This is a genomic window from Sphingopyxis sp. (genome assembly GCF_040216815.1).
Lineage (GTDB): Bacteria > Pseudomonadota > Alphaproteobacteria > Sphingomonadales > Sphingomonadaceae > Sphingopyxis.
The window spans coordinates 95,700-112,597 of the sequence record NZ_JAVJOJ010000004.1 but is presented as its reverse complement, the minus strand read 5'-3'; the positions used below and the strand labels follow the sequence as shown (position 1 = coordinate 112,597).

Sequence of the window (16,898 nt, the reverse complement as noted above, 5' to 3'; positions counted from 1 at the left end):
TGAGCCTGCACCGCTGACGCTTCGTGGCGACGCAAATAACCCCATATATTTCATTGAATTAGTCACGCTGAGCGCGTCCATCGGGACGGATGCGCGCGTTCTGCTCGCCCCAATCGAGCCCTTCCAGACGATGTATCGGCGTAATTGGCGGTCCCGGCGGTTTCCCTTGTCGAGTTGCAAGGGGAATCAGCTATGATGAGATGTAGTGAGATACGGTTTCTTGGAGTTCATTCTACTATTCGCGGATGCATCTAAGTAGCTGATATTTCTAACAACTATGGCAGAAAACCGCGCCTCTAAATCGGCGGTTCTGACTTTTGAGGCTCATCGCGAAGCCGCCCGAAGGGGGCGTTGCCAATACGGCTGTCTCTGGTCGCTTGGTGGCAGGTGCTGGATGGGAGCGGAACAGCGCATGAATTGTGAGAACTCGATAGGATTCTTCTCGACATTCGACACTGCGGTTGCCGCGTCGATCACGTCGGCCCAGTCTTGGAGCATCCGCCTTCGCGGTGTGAGATAGAGCGCACTGTTGTAAGCGCCGCGCACCTCATCCTCGTCCTCGTGAGCGAGCGCCATCTCGATCCAATCCGGCTTGTAGCGTTCGGCTTCGTTCGCCCAGGTCGAGCCGAGCCCCCTAAACCCATGTACCGTCTGCCGATGGAGATACCCCATCCGATAACAGGCATAGATCATGGTGTTCTCGGAAATAGACTTTCCAGGCTTGGCTCCGGGAAAGAGGAACGCATCGTTCGTCGCCTGCAAGCGGCGCTGAACGATCATTGCGGCCTGGCGGGACAGCGGAACAAGATGCTCACGTTCCATCTTCATGCGCTCCGGCGACAGACGCCATAGCGGGTTCGGTCCATAGAGATCCTCGAACTCGTCCCTGGCCGCGAAGCGGGTTTCGCTGGTTCGGACCCATGTGAGCAAGGTGAACAGCAGCGCGTCACGGGTGATCTCGCGGCGGCGCGGCGTGTCCTCGCCGTCATAGGCGAAGATCGCTCGCACCAGCTTCGGAAACTCCGCGAGCGGCACGCGCGCCATGTGCCTGACGGGCGGCTTGGGCTTGAGCGCATCGTTGAGGCCGAGCGTCGGATCGATGGTCGCCCAGCCGCTCGCGATCGCGAAGCGATAGATCTGGCTGACGTTCTGCTTGAGGCGACGGGCGATATCGAGGGCGCCGCGCGCTTCGACCGCGCGGATCATCTCGAGAATCTCGGGCGGGTCGATTTCCGTGATCGGACGCTTCCCGATGACCGGAAAGACGTCGCGCTCCATCCGGTTGATGACGCGCAGGGCATGGGCCGAGTCCAGCCCTTCAATACGATTGGCGTGCCAGGCCCGCGCAATCTCTTCGAACAGCTTGAGCGCGGCCCTCTGCTTCTTCGCCCGCTTCCTGGCCTCGGCGGGGTCCTCACCCTGATCGAGCAGCCGCTTGGCTTCGGTCCGCTTCTCGCGGGCGATCGCCAGCGTGACGGTCGGATATTTGCCGAAGCTCAGCAGTTTTTCCTTGCCGTCGAAGCGGTATTTCAGGCGCCAGAGCTTCGATCCGTTCGGCTGGACGAGCAGGTGCAGGCCTTCTCCATCGGACAGCTTGTAGGGGCGCTGCCGCTTGGTGGCGTATTTGACCTCAAGTTCTTTCAAAGCCATCTGGGGGTATCGCCTGTTTTGGGGACAGCCGAAAAATACCCCCAAAATACCCCCAATCCAAATCGCCGTGGGTGGCCGCAGCCGGTCGCACCGGGACGCCGGCGTACGCAACGGGACGCGAAAAATATTTGATTTTCCTCGAAAAATGTCTGCCAGTGGCCTCAGTGGGTCACTGGTGGACAATCCGGGTTGGTAGCGGAGGAGGGACTCGAACCCCCGACACGCGGATTATGATTCCGCTGCTCTAACCTGCTGAGCTACTCCGCCCCAAGGGGTCGCCGCTTGGGCGAGCAGCGCCTATAGGCAGGCTCGCAGCGTCGGTCAATATCATCTGCGTCCGCCTCGAAAACTGTGGGCGAACGCCGGTTCCCACGGCCCGCCGCGATAGTGATGCGCCGCAAGTCCCGCAATCGCGAGCGGACGGGGAAGAAAGCCGGGCGCGAGTTCGGCGAGTAGCGCGCGTGCCGCGGCCGGCGCGACCTTATTCTGTATGGTGATGTGGAGCCGCGGCACGCCGCGGTCCTGCGCGGTGAACATTCCGGCAAAATGGTCGGCGATGCGTGTGCGGATAGCGATGAGCTCGCGGCTGTCGACGCGAAAGGCAACGCCCCGCCCCAAGGAATACACCTCGCGCAGCGTGGCCGCGGGCGGCGGCGTGTCGGCAACGATCCGGCCGATCAGCCGGCGAAGCTCGTCCAGCGCAGATGGCGGCAGTTGATGGAACAGCGTGATATGCGCAGAGAGTCGATTGCGGTGGGGCGGAAAATACGCGCGGCGCAACGCATCGAAATGCCGCTGGTCTGCCGCGCCCATCGTGGCGGTGACGACGATGGGCGCGGGGCCAGCGCGCCGGACGGGAGGGGGGGTGTCCGGGACGCCATGGTCGGGATCGGCAGGGAGAGGCCGCGTCGTGCCGCTGGTACCGTCGCCCATGGGGAACGTCCTTTCCCGATCATCCGCCAATGCCCGATCCCCGCCGGGCGATCCAATCGATTAAATATGTCAGATTGATCGCCGGACTCGATCAGCTTTCGATTGCGCCCCAGAAGCGGCGCAGCGCCGCGGAGGCCTCATCTGGCCGCTCGGCGATCGCCCAATGCCCTGCCCCGTCGATCACCGTCATCGGCGTCGCGTTCGCGGCGGCATAGCGCCGTGCGACCGCCAGCTCGACATAGGGATCGTCGGCACCCCAGACGAGTATGCCCGCGGCCGGAAGCTTGGGAATATCGCGCGCCCAGTCATGTGCGAAGCTGAGCCCCTTTGCCGAACGATAGAGTTTCAGGATCGCGCGGCGCTTGTCCTTGTTCTTCCACTGTTCGGCCTCTTCCGCCGCGATGTTCGCTGGCATCCCCTGCGCCGCCAGCCCTTCGGCCAGCTTGTCAGCGCTGCTCAGCGCCATGAAAATCTCGCCGAGCACGGGGGTGTTCCATATGCGCGCGATCCGGTGGCCGCGATATTCGGGCTCGATCACCGCGTTCGAAATCGCCCAGCTGCGAATGAGGTCGGGCCGCAGCATCGCGACGCGCTGCGCGATCAGCGCGCCCCAGTCGTGGCCGATAATGTCGACCGGGCCGTGCGCCGCGAACAGCGTTTCGGCCTGCCCCACCGCCCAGTCGGCATAGGCCTCCTTCGTTGCGGCGAAACCGGCGGGAAGCGGCGCGGTAAAGCCAGGCAATGCGGGAACGGCAACCGGCACGTCGCCCAGATCGAGCGCGGCGATCAGAGGGCGCCAGATAGCCGGGCTGTCGGGCACGCCATGGAGGAACAGCTTGGCGGTCATCCTGTATCGCTCCATTTCGTCATCCTGGCAAAGGCCGGGATGACGACGGTTTGGTGTTTTACTCCATCTCCCCCCGCTCGCGGCGGAGCGCATACCATTTCTGGACGTTGGCATTATGCTCGGCCAGCGTGCGCGCGAAGATATGGCTGCCGTCGCCCTTGGCGACGAAGAAGAGATAGTCGTTCGGCTCGGGGTCGAGTACGGCGGCGATCGATGCCTTGCCCGGATTGGCGATCGGGCCCTTTGGCAGTCCCGCCATCGCATAGGTGTTGTAATCATTCACCGCCTGAATTTCGGAGCGCAAGATCCGGCGGCCGATCGGTTTGCCCTTGGTGACGGGGTAGATGATCGTCGGGTCGGCCTGCAGCCGCATTCCCACCGCGAGCCGGTTGGTATAAACGCCCGCAACGGTGCGGCGTTCGGCGGGAACGGCCGTTTCCTTTTCGACAATCGAGGCCAGCGTCAGCGCTTCGTTGCGGTTCTTGACCGCGGTGCGCGGCTTCCGCTTCGCCCACAATTCAGCGAACACCTTGTCCATCGCCGCCTGCATCCGTTTTACCACCGCCGCTCGCGTTTCGCCCGTGGTGAATGCATAGGAATCGGGCAGGATGCTGCCCTCGGCCGGCACGGGAATTTCACCCTTGAGCCGCTTTTCGGCCATCAGCCGTTCCCACACCATGATCGACGGCATGCCTTCGGGAATCATCACGAGCCGCTGGATCGTCTTGCCCGACTGGAACAGCGCCAGAATGTCGCCGGCGTCCATCCCCTTTTCGATCTTATACTCGCCGGGCTTGATCGGATCGTACGAGCCGAAGAAACGCGCCTGATTGCGAAAGCTCGACGCTGAGACGAGCCCCGCTTCCTCAAGAATTTCGCCCGCGCGTGCGATACTCGCACCCTGCGGAATGACGACCTCGGCATCCTTCGGCGCGCCGGGCGAGCAGGCGGCGAGAACCAATGCCAGGATCGTGATCGTCAGCCAGCGGAACGGATGCACCCTAAACTCTCCAATGCGCGGTTTCCAGGAGACAAAAATGCGGATGCGCATGTCCGAACTATCTCCTTCGCCGCCTTAAACCGGGGCCGGGCGACAGGGTGATAGAGCATGGCAAGCCAATGGAGGAAAGAGGCTTTTCATCCGCCTTGTGGCCGAAGGCCATGAGGAGGTGGCAGCGGCGCAGCCGTTGACGGAGGGGCAATGGCGCCACCGTCGCGGCCCCTCCACCACCGCTTCGCGGTGGCCCCCCTCCCCACGGCTTCGCCGCAGGGAGGATTTGAAAATCAGTCTTCGACCGCTTTCACAATCAAACTCGCGTTGGTGCCGCCAAAACCGAAGCTGTTGTTGAGCGCCGCGCGCACCTTGCGCTTCTTCGCAACCTTCGGGACCAGGTCGGCGCCCTCGGTTCCCTCGTCGGGATTGTCGAGGTTGAGCGTCGGGGGCACGACCTGATCGCGGATCGCGAGGATGCAGAAGATCGTCTCGACCGCACCCGCGCCGCCGAGCAGATGGCCGATCGCCGACTTGGTCGAGCTCATCGAAACATTGCCCATCGCATCACCGAACAGCCGCTTCACCGCACCAAGTTCGATCGTGTCGGCCATCGTCGAGGTGCCGTGCGCGTTGATATAGTCGATGTCGGCGGGAGTCATGCCCGCCTTTTTGAGCGCCGCGCTCATCGAGCGGAACGCACCGTCCATTTCGGGATCGGGCGCGGTGACATGATAGGCGTCGCCCGACAGGCCGTAACCGACGACCTCGGCATAGATTTTCGCGCCGCGCGCCTTGGCATGTTCATATTCCTCGAGCACGACGACGCCCGCGCCTTCGCCCATCACAAAGCCGTCGCGGTCCTTGTCATACGGGCGGCTCGCCTGCTGAGGGCGGTCGTTATAGCTCATGTTGAGCGCGCGCGCCTGCGCGAAACCCGCAATGCCGATCGGACAGATCGTCGCCTCGGCGCCGCCCGCGAGCATGATGTCGGCATCGTCGTCGCGGATCATCCGCGCCGCGTCGCCGATCGAATGCGCGCCGGTCGAGCAAGCGGTAACGACCGCGTGGTTAGGGCCTTTCAGGCCATATTTGATGCTGACCTGACCCGAAATGAGGTTGATGAGGCGGCCGTGGACGAAGTGCGGGCTGACGCGGCCCGGCCCCTTTTCTGCGAGCAGCAGGCTTTCGCTCTCGATCCCCGGCAGGCCGCCAATGCCCGAGCCGATCGAGCAGCCCGCGCGCACCTTTTGCTCTTCGGTCAGGTCGGTGAGCCCGGCGTCCTCAAGCGCCTGCCCCGCGGCGTCGATCCCATAGATGATGAAAGGATCGACCTGGCGCTGCACCTTGTGATCGACCCGCTTCATGGGGTCGAAGCCATATTCGTGATCGGGCCCCTTGACCTCGCACGCAATCGTGCATTTCTGGTCCGATGCGTCGAACCGGGTGATCGTGCCGGCGCCCGACTTGCCCGCGATCAGATTTTTCCAGCTGGTTTCGACATCGCCGCCCAGCGGCGTCACCAAACCCAATCCCGTCACCACAACCCGGCGCATAATCATTCCTTTCATCGGCCCTGCTCCCACAGGGTGCCGCTTCATACAATTTGCATCGTCACCCCGGCGAAGGCCGGGGTCTCGCCCTCGCGACCGGTGGCCACCGACCCGGCGAGATCCCGGCCTTCGCCGGGATGACGGATGTAGCGCTGTGCCAGACCATATCCATAAAAAAAGCTTCCCGGTCGTTGCGCGCGAGCGCTGAGGACCGGGAAGCCGGAAACGCTTGGGCGGCGTCGCCGCCGCATCCGGCCGCGCCGGATTGCAGAGCGTTAGCCCTTGTTCGCTTCGATATAGTCGATCGCGTCCTTGACGGTGGCGATCTTTTCCGCCGCGTCGTCGGGGATTTCGACGCCGAATTCTTCTTCGAACGCCATCACCAGTTCGACGATGTCGAGGCTGTCGGCGCCCAGATCGTCGATGAAGCTCGCTTCCTCGGTGACCTTGTCGGCTTCGACACCCAGATGTTCGACGACGATCTTTTTAACCTTTTCGGCCGAATCGCTCATGCACAGTTCCTTTTTCTGACCTGGTCGTGAATGTTGGGAATTGCCCTAGTGCCCGTCGGCGGGGCTGGCAAGAGGGCTGGCACGGGCGGCGCGGAGAAGCGCCTGTCGTCCCTGTTCGCACTCTCTGAAACGCTGGCGCGCACCCTTTCCGTCCCTCTGGCGCCCGCCGCCGCAAATAGGCACCGCTCTTTCGGCGTTCAAGGCCGGGCGCGGCGAATCATCGGTTCGCGCGAAACTCAGCCCGCAGCGGGCCCGACCACGCCGGATTCGCGCAGCGCCGCCGACGCCCGCATGATCACCGCGGGCGTGATCATGAACCGGCCAAGCACACGTTCGGGCGGCGTGCCCACGGGCTGGCGGGTATGGTCGAGCAGACGCCGCCACAGCGCGCGCGCCGCATCGGTCTCGCCCTGCCGTGCCAGCACGATCGCCCGCACCATCATATATTGCGGCTCCAGGTTGCTGGGCGAAGGCATCTTGTCGAGGATCGCCTGCGCCTCCGCCTGCTCGCCGCGCTGCGACACAATGAACGCCAGCGTCACCGCGGGAACGCCGGGGTAGGAGGAATCGAGCGCCAGCGAACGACGCACCTGCGCCTCCCCTTCCTCCGCGCGGCCGCACGACAGCTTGAACAGGCCAAGAAAGCCCGCCATGTCGGCGTCGAACGGATTGTTCGCCGCTGCCGTATCACCCATCGCGATACCTGCCGCGCAATCGCCGGCATAAAAATGGGCGCGCGCCATCGCAAATTGGCCCGCCGACGAATTGGGGCTTTCCCGATAGGCGCGCAGGGCAAGCGACCGCCCCTCCGCAAAGGCTTCGCGGCCCGCGGGCGTTGCGCGCGCAGGCTGCCAGTCGGCGAAGCGCACAAGCGACAGGGCGGCGAGCGCAGTGGAATCCCGCGGATCGAGCTTGATCGTTGCGCGGAGGCAATCGTCGACCAGCTTTACCGTTGCCGGATCGCGCATCTGGCGCATCCGGTTGAACTGGGCAAGACACGGATAGCCGGCGGCATAATTGTCAGGCTGGCGCCGAATCTGATCGCGCACGATCACGCCATAATCGCCCGCAATCTGCGCGACCAATGGTTCGACCTTGGTGAATCCGGGCGTGTCGAGATGATCGAACCGTATCTGCTGCGACCAGATGGCACGCTGATCGGCGACGCGGTTGAGCACCAGCGTCACGTCGACAGACCCGTCCGCGGTGCGAACGAGCGAGGTATCGAGGCGATAGTCGCCGATACGCGGCGCAGCGCCGCCTTCGGCGCGCGCACTCAACAGGTCGACCAGCTCGAATCGCCGCAATCCGTCGCGCAGCTTGCCGTCGAGCGCGCGGGCAAGCGCACGCGACTGGGCCATATCCCCCGAGTCCGGCTCGCTGATCTCCAACAGCGGTATGGGGACCGGGTCACGTGCGAACAGTCCGCGCGTTTCGCCGCCAAGGGTCCAGAGCGCAAGCAGCGAAAGCGCGACGAGAACCAGCGCCACCACCCAACGGCCAAACCGGCGACGATCCGGGGGCGGCGCCGCGTCTGCGTCAACTGGCGCGGGTGCGGCCTTGACGTCATCGACATCCTCTGGCGCGCGCGCAGTCGGCGGCGCTGAGCGATACTGGACGACAACTTCATAGCTGCCTTGCGGAACGCGCAGCCGATGGACCCAGGCAGTCTCAGCATAATAACGATCGAGCAGGCTGCGCAGCCGTCCGACCATGACGCGCGGATAGCTGTCGACCGCGGGGTCAAAATCTTCGCTGCGTCCCAGCGCCTCGGTGGCAATCGCATAGGCCTTGGGGGCGCTGCGACCGCCGCGCAGGCGGTGTTCAACGAGGAATTGCAGCAATCGCGAGAGCACCGGCGAGCGCGTGAACATCGGCGAATCGAGCAGCCGCTGCATTTCCTCGGCGATAATTCTTTCGACCTCGCCGGGGTCGGTTTCGTTCGCTTTCGCTTGGTCCATGCTACCCTCGAATGCCCGCCTCGGGCGCAGCGGTAGATACGCCAATCGTTCGGCACGACCACCCATTGTTACGCCTTCGTAACGGTAACAAGGCGGCCTTTCATCCTATCAGAAGTCAAAGCCCACGCCAATCTGCGACCGAAAAAGGTCAAAACGGGTTAAGAAAGAGTTATCAAATGGCGACACGACGGCGTGTGACCCCTTGTAACTGCCCCGAAACGGGAATTCTGTCATTCTTCCCATGGCCGCTTCGCTCTTCTGTCGATGCGGTGTGAAGCCCGAGGCGAATGGTGCGAGCTGGTCCCTGGCACCCTTCGAACTCCCTCAGGCTTCATTTCAAGACTTCGCCGGGCGGCTCGACAGCCCCACCTGTTCTCCGCCCGGCAAGTCGACTCCCCCCTACGCTCCAACAATCCGGAATCCGGCGCAAGACCCGTCGCGATGGCATCGGAACCGCGCGATCAGGGCCTCAACGACAAAGGGGCGCCGCTTGCCAGCGACGCCCCCTTCATTGAGCGAAGAAGGCTATGCCGCGTCAGGTCGCCGCGGGCGCCTTGCACGGGCCGGTGTGCGTGCTCACCATCTGCATCACCATTTCCATGTCGCCGCCGGTCGGCACCTTGCCCTTGGTCGTGATCGTCACGTCGGACTTTTTCGCTTCCATCGTGCCGTTCATCGCCATGTCGACGGTCTGACCGTTGGCGGTGCAGGTGCCTGCAACGTCGATCTTGCCGCCCGTGACCTCCTTTTTCGACCAGGTGCATTCGCCGCCGTTACCCGGTCCCTTCGCGAGCTCGGCCGCAATATCTTCCTTGTCGACCTGTTCCTGCGTGAAACACTGGTCCATGCCGCTTGCGCCTTCGACCATCTTGGCCATGCCATCCTTCATTTCGGGCGGCATGCCCGGAACTTCGAACTTCACCAGCTTCACCTCGGTCTTCCAATTGCCCGCCTCGCGCTTCACGGGACCGCTGGCATTTTCAGTCTTGCCGCAACCCGTCACCGCGAGAAGCGTGCCGAGGGCCGCAATCGTGATCAATTTCTTCATACGTGTCTCCTGTGACTTGCCGCTGCCCGCTCTCTGGCTGACTCATTGCGATTGTGGACCCGCTTCATCGATACCATATTGGTGACAATGGCAATCCAGATTCGCACCTCGCTCGACGAAATCGACACCGCCGAGGGCTATGTCCCGCACCGCCCCGCCCGCCCCGACAAGGTCGAGGGCGGAAAAAGATTCGAACTGGTCAGCGATTATGCGCCCGCCGGCGATCAGCCGACGGCGATCAAGGAACTGGTCGAAACCGCGTTGGCGGGCGAACGCGATCAGGTGCTGCTCGGTGTCACCGGATCGGGCAAGACCTTCACCATGGCCAAGGTGATCGAGACGTTGCAGCGTCCCGCGCTGATTCTCGCTCCCAACAAGATTCTCGCGGCGCAGCTCTATGGCGAGTTCAAGAGCTTTTTCCCGGACAATGCGGTCGAATATTTCGTCAGCTATTATGACTATTACCAGCCCGAGGCCTATGTGCCGCGATCGGACACGTACATCGAGAAGGAAAGCTCGGTAAACGAAGCGATCGACCGGATGCGCCATTCGGCGACGCGCGCGCTGCTCGAACGCGACGACGTGATCATCGTCGCGTCGGTGTCATGCCTCTATGGCATCGGGTCGGTCGAGACCTATTCGGCGATGATCTTCGACCTCAAGAAAGGTCAGGTCGCCGACAGCCGCGAGATCATCCGAAAGCTCGTCGCGCTCCAGTACAAGCGCAACGACGCCGCCTTCGCGCGCGGCAATTTCCGTGTCCGCGGCGACAGCCTCGAGATCTTCCCCTCTCACTATGAGGATATGGCGTGGCGCGTCAGCTTCTTCGGCGACGAGATTGAGGAGATCACCGAGTTCGACCCGCTGACGGGCAAGAAGATCGCGAGCCTCAACTCCGTCCGCATCTATGCCAACAGCCACTATGTCACCCCCGGCCCGACGCTGAAGCAAGCGACCGAGGCGATCCGCCACGAACTCGCCGAGCGGCTCAAGGAACTCGAAGCCGAAGGCCGGCTGCTCGAAGCGCAGCGGCTCGAACAGCGCACCAATTTCGATCTTGAGATGATCGCCGCGACGGGAAGCTGCGCGGGCATCGAGAATTACAGCCGCTTCCTGACCGGCCGCCTCCCCGGCGAGCCGCCGCCGACCCTGTTCGAATATCTGCCCGACAATGCCTTGCTCTTCGTCGACGAAAGCCATCAGACAATCCCGCAGATCGGCGCGATGTCGAAGGGCGACCATCGCCGCAAGATCACCCTCGCCGAATATGGCTTCCGCCTGCCCTCGTGCATCGACAACCGGCCCTTGCGCTTCGCCGAATGGGATTTGATGCGCCCGCAAACGGTCAGCGTGTCGGCGACCCCCGGCACATGGGAGATGGAGCGCACACAGGGCGTCTTCGCCGAACAGGTGATCCGCCCGACCGGCCTCATCGACCCGCCGGTCGAGATCAAGCCCGTCGAGGAACAGGTCGACGACCTGATCGCCGAGGCCAAGAAGACCGCCGCCGCGGGCTACCGCACGCTCGTCACGACGCTCACCAAGCGCATGGCCGAGGATCTCACCGAGTTCCTCCACGAAGCAGGGCTGAAGGTCCGTTACATGCACTCGGACGTCGAAACGCTCGAACGCATCGAGATTATCCGCGACCTGCGGCTCGGCGTGTTCGACGTCCTCGTCGGGATCAACCTGCTCCGCGAAGGGCTCGACATTCCCGAATGCGGGCTCGTCGCGATCCTCGACGCCGACAAGGAAGGCTTTTTGCGCAGCGAAACGAGCCTCGTCCAGACCATCGGCCGCGCCGCGCGCAACGTCGACGGCCGCGTCATCCTCTACGCCGACCGCATCACCGGCAGCATGGAGCGCGCGCTGCGCGAAACCGACCGCCGCCGCGAAAAACAGCAGGCCTATAACGCCGAACATGGCATCACGCCGCAGACGATCAAACGCAACATCGGCGACATCATCGCGCATGTCGCATCGAAGGACGGCGTGACGATCGACATCGGCGATGACAAGCCCGCGCATATGGTCGGCCACAACCTGCGCGCCTATATCGCCGAGCTCGAAAAGAAGATGCGCGACGCCGCGGCCGACCTCGAGTTCGAGGAAGCCGGCCGCCTCCGCGACGAAATCCGCAAGCTCGAAGCCGACGAACTGGGCCTGCCGCCCGACCAACAGGTCGCGCCGCGCGTGGGGCGCAGCAACGAGGGCAAGCCGGGCACGCGCAAGGGGCGGTTCGGGAAGCAGAGCAAGACGAAGTGGGGGCGGTGACGACACGAGAACGCCGTTCCGTCTACAACGACCTTTCTGTCTAAGGACACCCTAGACAAAACTCTTGCGTTCTACGGCTTCACCTCTTACGACAAGGCATGGCGCAAGGAATCAGAGAAATACTCGATGCGCGCGAACGTGAAGTTCGGCGATCGTTAGACGACGTTCGTAAGAAGCAGATCGAGCCGCTTGAGCGGGAACTGGCTGAAATTGTTGCTGCCCGTAACGCGATTAATTCGAGCCAGCATAGCGTGCCGGATGTCGCCGTTGATGACATTCAGGATCGCTTTAAGCGGATGAAGTATGAAGATCTCGCGATTGCAGCCTTTCAGGGAGCTTTCCCGAATGGCGCTACAATTCAAGAGCTTCTCGATCGAATCAAGCGCGATTTTGGACGGGATATTGCCCAAGGCAGTTTCAGTCCGATCCTGTCGAGAATGCGGCAAAAAGGCATTCTGAGAAAGAACGGCCATGCTTGGATTTTGGCGGCGCACGGTTAATGGTCAAACCCGAAAAACTTTACGCCCTGCTGCTCCAATCGACGAACCGCACCGTCAGTTTCCGCGATTTCGAGCGACTCCTGCGCGCCTTTGGCTTCGAGTGGGCGCGCACGACAGGCAGCCATAGGCAATATGTCCACCCGAAAGTCCCGCGCGCCTTCCCGGTCCAGCCCGAAGCCAAAGACGCCAAGCGCTACCAGGTCCGCGAACTGCTTGAACTCATCGAGACCTATGGCCTATATATCGACGAGTGAACGAGCCTCATTACCACATCAACCTGTTCTGGTCCGGCGAGGATAAATGCTGGATCGCCGACGTTCCCGATCTGCGCCCTTGTTCGGCGCACGGCGACACGCGCGAGCAGGCCGTCTCCAATATCCAGGACGCGATCGAGGGCTGGCTTGAGGTCGCACGGGAAAAGGGTTTCCCCATCCCCGAACCCCGTTACCGCCCCGCGATTTACGCGGCGCGATAAGCGATGCCGCCATGTCTCGCTCGCGCCGAAAAACACCCATAACCGGGCATACCACCGCACAATCCGACGCCGAGTGGAAAGCGAAGGCTGCGCGCGTGTTGCGGCACAGGGTCAAGCAGGCGCTTGAGACGAACCCGGAGGACTTGAATTTTTCGGGCAAGCGCTGGGATGCGATCAATCCATGGTCGGCACCGAAGGACGGAAAATACTGGTTCGGCAAACGCGACCCGCGCCTGCTTCGGAAATAGAGCGCAATTATTTCGCTCGAATCGTCATCCCGGCGAAGGCCGGGATCTCACCCTATCGGATCTGCTGCACCGGCGAGATCCCGGCCTTCGCCGGGATGACGCGATAAGGAGGGCGGCGCGTCGGTTTAACCCGATCTCGCTTTAGACGCACCCCCTTCGACCAAAACCCCATCGCAACCGACCAGCACCCTTGCCCCCTCCCCGCGCGCCCATTAGCGTCCGCGCTTCAAAACGGGGAGACAAGTTTATGAAATCGGGTCTGTCGCTGATCGCGCTGGCGCTTGCCGTCGCGGTTCCTGCCGTCGTCCATGCCGAGGACAAGAACGACAAGGCAAAGGCCGAAAAGCCCGCCGACTACGAACCGCAAATCCGCACCACCAAGCTCAGCGGCACTTTCGGCGGCCAGCGCATCAATTACGCCGCGACGATCGGCGAAACGATCATCAGGAACAAGGACGGCGTGCCTGAGGTCGCGGTCGTCACCACCTCTTACGTCAAGGAGCCGCGCGACCCCGGCCGCCCCGTGACCTTCCTGTTCAACGGCGGCCCCGGATCAGGGACCGTCTGGCTGATGATGGGGGCCTTTGGGCCGAAGCGCGTTGCGATTCCCGGCACCGGCGTCGACGACGGCGCGCCGCCCTGGCCCATCGTCGACAATCCCGATGCGCTGATGGACGTCACCGATGTCGTGTTCATCGATCCGCCGGGCACGGGCTTTTCGCACCTGATCGGCAAGGCCGACCCAAAGGACTACTACGGCGTCACGCAGGACGCCAAGCTGGTCGCCGAAGTCATCCGTCGCTGGCTCGCCGACAATGGCCGCTGGAACAGCCCCAAATATCTCGGCGGCGAAAGCTATGGCACGACGCGCACCGCCGCGGTCGCGCACCAGCTGATGAATGCGACCTATAATGACGTCGCGTTCAACGGGCTGATCCTGATCTCGACCGTGCTCGATTTCGCCGCGGGTGCCGACACGGCGGGCAACGAACTGTCGCCGATCACCAACCTGCCCTCGATGGCGGTGACGGCGCTTTATCATGGCAAGGCGAGCGCAGCGTCGGTCGAAGCCTTTGCCGAGGAAGCGCGGCAATGGGCGATCGGCCCCTATGCGACCGCGCTCCTGAAGGGCCAGAAGCTGCAAGGCGAGGAGCGCGCGCAGATCCGCCGCGAGCTCGCGCGCTTTACCGGTCTTTCCGAAACCTATCTCGAACAGGCCGACCTGCGCGTCACGCCGGCGCGTTTCTACAAGGAACTGCTGCGCGACCGCGGCCTCACCGTCGGGCGGCTCGACAGCCGCTATACCGGCCGTGACTATGACAGCGCCGGCGAAAGCCCCGACAACGACCCGAGCTTTTATGGCATCGACGCCAGCTATACCGCCGCGATCAACAGCTGGAGCCGCGACGGGCTGGGGTTCAAGACGGACCGCGAGTATCAGTCGATCGGCGGGATCGGCGGCCAGTGGGACTGGCGCATCGGCGGCCGTGACACTAACGCCTATCTGAACGTCGCGCCCTGGATCGGGCAGGCGATGCGCGAGAACAGCGGACTGCGCGTGCTCGTCGCGCAGGGCTATTATGATTTTGCAACGCCCTTTTTCGCCGCCGAATATGCGCTGTCGCGTACCGGCATCCCGCAGGATCGCATCACCTGGACCTATTATGGCGCGGGCCACATGATGTACATCCGCGACGAGGACCGGCGTAAGTTGTCGGAGGATGTGCGCGCGTTCATCCGGGCGCGGTAAGGAACATCGGTCGGCGGCCGTTAGCGGACCTTATTTCCACCCTCATCCCGGCGAAGGCCGGGATCTCACCCCATCGGTTTTGCGCACGGGCGAGATCCCGGCCTTCGCCGGGATGACGAATAAGGGACGGTCGGGAATCTACCCCAACGCAGACACTTCTACCGCAGCACGCCCTTCGCCTTCATCGCCCGCGCGTAGAAGAGGAGGGCGAGCATGATGACCCATATCGCCGCAGTCACGGAAATTGCGACATTCTGGAACAACGCACGCGTCGTCTCACCGTTCAGGACGTGCTGATAGAGCGTCGACCCCGCGAGGCCGACGACCGACACGATATAAGCGGTCACCGCGTGGCGCGAGCGGAAGAGCAGCAACACCGAGCCGACAAAAGCGCCGAATCCACCAATCGCCCAGCATAGATCCGCCCACAAAGGTGCGCCCAGGATGAATGCGCGCTGGTCGTCGGTCAGCGGCGACAACCAGAATTCATTTTCCATGTGGGTGAGCGTGAAATCAACTGCCGGAAAGGCATTCACCAGCACCGCGAGGCTCCCTACCAACCACAGGTGCCAGGGCGTTTTTACAGCTTCGGTCATATCATCTCCCCCTCCAGAAAGATCGGGCGAAATTAGCAGATTTCTCCGACGCCAGCAATATGGTGATATAGTCTCGCAATACAGCAATGCTGCGGCCCAAAAATGGCTCGCGGCCTGTTGATGGCTTGGCAAGTCCGGCGCCAGCCGCGATATGCGCGCCATGTGCGTCGTTGCTTTAGCTCACCGCGTCCATCCCGACTGGCCGCTCATCCTCGTCGGCAATCGCGACGAATTTCACGCCCGCGCCGCGGCACCGCTTGCCGAATGGGATGACGATAGCGGCATCGTCGCGGGACGCGATCTGCGAGCGGGCGGGACATGGCTCGGCGTCCACGCCCCCAGCGGCCGCAGCGTGGTCGTCACCAACGTCCGCGGCGCGCTTCCCGATCCTGCGAAGGCTTCGCGCGGGGCGCTCGTCACCGACCTGCTGCGCGGGAGCGGACGCTTCGCCGATCCGGCCGCGGACGAACTCGATCGTTTCAACGCCTTCAACCTGTTCGCGGTCGATCGCGGCGCCGCGCGGCTGCTCACCAACCGCCCGGTCGCATCGATCATTCCGCTCGAACCCGGTGTCCATGCGCTCGCCAACGAAGCGATCGACGCCCCGTGCCTGCGGGCCGAGCGGCTGCGCCTCGCCCTCGAAACAGCGGTCGCGGCGGGCACCGACCCCTCGAACCTGCTCGACACGCTGATGGCGGAGGACGATCCCGCGCTATTCCTGCGCGGCGCCCTCTATGGCACGCGCGCCGCCACGCTCGTTGCCATCGCCGCCGACGGCCGCGTCCGGATGACCGAGCGCCGATACGAAGCGGGCGGCCGTTCCGCTGGAACGACCTCCCTCGATTTTCACATCGAACCTTAAATTCCTCCCTGTCGCGTAGCCACAGGGAGGATCGAATGTCTTATTTGGGTGCCAGCACCATCAGCATCTGGCGCCCCTCGGTGCGCGGGTGCGCCTCGACTTTCGCGACCTCGGCGGTGAGTTCGGCGACGCGCTGAAGCACGTTGAGGCCGAGCTGTGTGTGGCTCATCTCGCGGCCGCGGAAGCGCATTGTCATCTTGACCTTGTCGCCTTCCTCCAGGAAGTCGAAGACCTTTTTCATCTTCACGTCGAAATCATGGTCGTCGATGTTCGGACGCATCTTGATCTCTTTGATCTCCTGCGTCTTCTGGCTCTTGCGCGCCAGATTGGCCTTCTTCTGCGCCTCGTACTTGAACTTGCCGACGTCGAGGAACTTGCAAACCGGCGGATCGGCATTGGGGGATACTTCGACAAGGTCGAGCCCGACCTCGGCCGCCTGTTCGATCGCTTCGGCCGTCAGCATTACGCCCAGATTTTCGCCTTCCTCGTCGATCACGCGGACTTTGGGGGAGGCAATGAATTCATTGTATCGCGGGCCGTTCTTGGGCGGCAGCGGCGCCATCGGGCGACGGGTCATGGGCGGGCGTATAGCTGTATCTCCTTGGTCGTTTCGATATGGGCGCGCGGCATCGACGCGCGGCGCGCTCGCTGTTCATATAGTGATCACTGCGCCGCCGTAAAGGTGGCGGCGGCGATCG

Annotated in this window: 17 protein-coding genes and 1 tRNA gene; 7 read left to right on the top strand and 11 right to left on the bottom strand. The window is 63.1% G+C overall.

The window, feature by feature from the left end:
- Positions 1–324: 324 nt before the first annotated feature.
- From RIA72_RS04365 to RIA72_RS04325, 9 genes are all read right to left on the bottom strand, one after another.
- On the bottom strand, positions 325–1,650 hold the full coding sequence (locus RIA72_RS04365; RefSeq protein ID WP_081095415.1) for a tyrosine-type recombinase/integrase: 1,326 nt from the start codon (positions 1,648–1,650) through the stop codon (positions 325–327).
- A 190-nt stretch (positions 1,651–1,840) separates the two neighbouring features.
- Positions 1,841–1,917: transfer RNA gene (locus tag RIA72_RS04360), tRNA-Met, on the bottom strand.
- A 60-nt stretch (positions 1,918–1,977) separates the two neighbouring features.
- A complete protein-coding gene (locus RIA72_RS04355; RefSeq protein ID WP_350031681.1) occupies positions 1,978–2,463 on the bottom strand; it encodes a 2'-5' RNA ligase family protein in 486 nt (161 codons plus the stop codon).
- A gap of 211 nt (positions 2,464–2,674) precedes the next feature.
- A complete protein-coding gene (locus RIA72_RS04350; RefSeq protein WP_350031147.1) occupies positions 2,675–3,430 on the bottom strand; it encodes an alpha/beta fold hydrolase in 756 nt (251 codons plus the stop codon).
- Positions 3,431–3,488: 58 nt separating this feature from the next.
- Positions 3,489–4,481, bottom strand: a complete 993-nt coding sequence (gene mltG / locus RIA72_RS04345) for an endolytic transglycosylase MltG (RefSeq protein ID WP_350031146.1) — start codon at positions 4,479–4,481, stop codon at positions 3,489–3,491.
- A 233-nt stretch (positions 4,482–4,714) separates the two neighbouring features.
- The gene (fabF, locus tag RIA72_RS04340; protein ID WP_350031145.1) at positions 4,715–5,977 is read right to left on the bottom strand and encodes a beta-ketoacyl-ACP synthase II; all 1,263 of its coding nucleotides are present in this window, start codon (positions 5,975–5,977) and stop codon (positions 4,715–4,717) included.
- Between the two features lie 272 nt (positions 5,978–6,249).
- Entirely contained in the window at positions 6,250–6,486 is a 237-nt protein-coding gene (locus RIA72_RS04335) for an acyl carrier protein (RefSeq protein ID WP_003039428.1), read from the bottom strand.
- 236 nt (positions 6,487–6,722) lie between these two features.
- Positions 6,723–8,447 carry a tetratricopeptide repeat protein gene (locus tag RIA72_RS04330; protein WP_350031144.1) on the bottom strand — a complete coding sequence of 575 codons (1,725 nt, stop codon included), beginning with the start codon at positions 8,445–8,447 and terminating at the stop codon, positions 6,723–6,725.
- A 535-nt stretch (positions 8,448–8,982) separates the two neighbouring features.
- Positions 8,983–9,495 carry a DUF3617 domain-containing protein gene (locus RIA72_RS04325; RefSeq protein WP_350031143.1) on the bottom strand — a complete coding sequence of 171 codons (513 nt, stop codon included), beginning with the start codon at positions 9,493–9,495 and terminating at the stop codon, positions 8,983–8,985.
- An 87-nt stretch (positions 9,496–9,582) separates the two neighbouring features.
- Between RIA72_RS04325 and uvrB the strand changes: the two genes are divergently transcribed.
- The 6 genes from uvrB (at position 9,583) to RIA72_RS04295 (ending at position 14,742) form a co-directional block, all read left to right on the top strand.
- A complete protein-coding gene (gene uvrB, locus RIA72_RS04320; RefSeq protein WP_350031142.1) occupies positions 9,583–11,769 on the top strand; it encodes an excinuclease ABC subunit UvrB in 2,187 nt (728 codons plus the stop codon).
- 98 nt (positions 11,770–11,867) lie between these two features.
- Positions 11,868–12,269 carry a hypothetical protein gene (locus tag RIA72_RS04315; RefSeq protein WP_350031141.1) on the top strand — a complete coding sequence of 134 codons (402 nt, stop codon included), beginning with the start codon at positions 11,868–11,870 and terminating at the stop codon, positions 12,267–12,269.
- Positions 12,269–12,523, top strand: coding sequence for a type II toxin-antitoxin system HicA family toxin (locus RIA72_RS04310; RefSeq protein WP_350031140.1), 255 nt, complete (start codon positions 12,269–12,271; stop codon positions 12,521–12,523). The genes RIA72_RS04315 and RIA72_RS04310 overlap by 1 nt, the downstream gene beginning before the upstream one ends.
- Positions 12,520–12,744 (top strand): type II toxin-antitoxin system HicB family antitoxin, encoded by a 225-nt coding sequence (locus tag RIA72_RS04305; RefSeq protein WP_350031139.1) that lies wholly within the window; start codon positions 12,520–12,522, stop codon positions 12,742–12,744. The genes RIA72_RS04310 and RIA72_RS04305 overlap by 4 nt, the downstream gene beginning before the upstream one ends.
- An 11-nt stretch (positions 12,745–12,755) precedes the next feature.
- Positions 12,756–12,992 carry a hypothetical protein gene (locus RIA72_RS04300; RefSeq protein WP_350031138.1) on the top strand — a complete coding sequence of 79 codons (237 nt, stop codon included), beginning with the start codon at positions 12,756–12,758 and terminating at the stop codon, positions 12,990–12,992.
- 247 nt (positions 12,993–13,239) lie between these two features.
- Positions 13,240–14,742, top strand: coding sequence for a S10 family peptidase (locus RIA72_RS04295; protein ID WP_350031137.1), 1,503 nt, complete (start codon positions 13,240–13,242; stop codon positions 14,740–14,742).
- Positions 14,743–14,900: 158 nt separating this feature from the next.
- Here the strand turns inward: RIA72_RS04295 and RIA72_RS04290 are convergent, their stop codons facing one another.
- Entirely contained in the window at positions 14,901–15,338 is a 438-nt protein-coding gene (locus RIA72_RS04290) for a hypothetical protein (protein ID WP_350031136.1), read from the bottom strand.
- Between the two features lie 151 nt (positions 15,339–15,489).
- On the opposite strand from RIA72_RS04290, the gene RIA72_RS04285 reads away from it, so the two are divergent.
- A complete protein-coding gene (locus RIA72_RS04285) occupies positions 15,490–16,200 on the top strand; it encodes an NRDE family protein (RefSeq protein WP_350031135.1) in 711 nt (236 codons plus the stop codon).
- Between the two features lie 40 nt (positions 16,201–16,240).
- Here the strand turns inward: RIA72_RS04285 and infC are convergent, their stop codons facing one another.
- The gene (infC, locus tag RIA72_RS04280; RefSeq protein WP_350031134.1) at positions 16,241–16,777 is read right to left on the bottom strand and encodes a translation initiation factor IF-3; all 537 of its coding nucleotides are present in this window, start codon (positions 16,775–16,777) and stop codon (positions 16,241–16,243) included.
- Positions 16,778–16,898 lie beyond the last annotated feature (121 nt).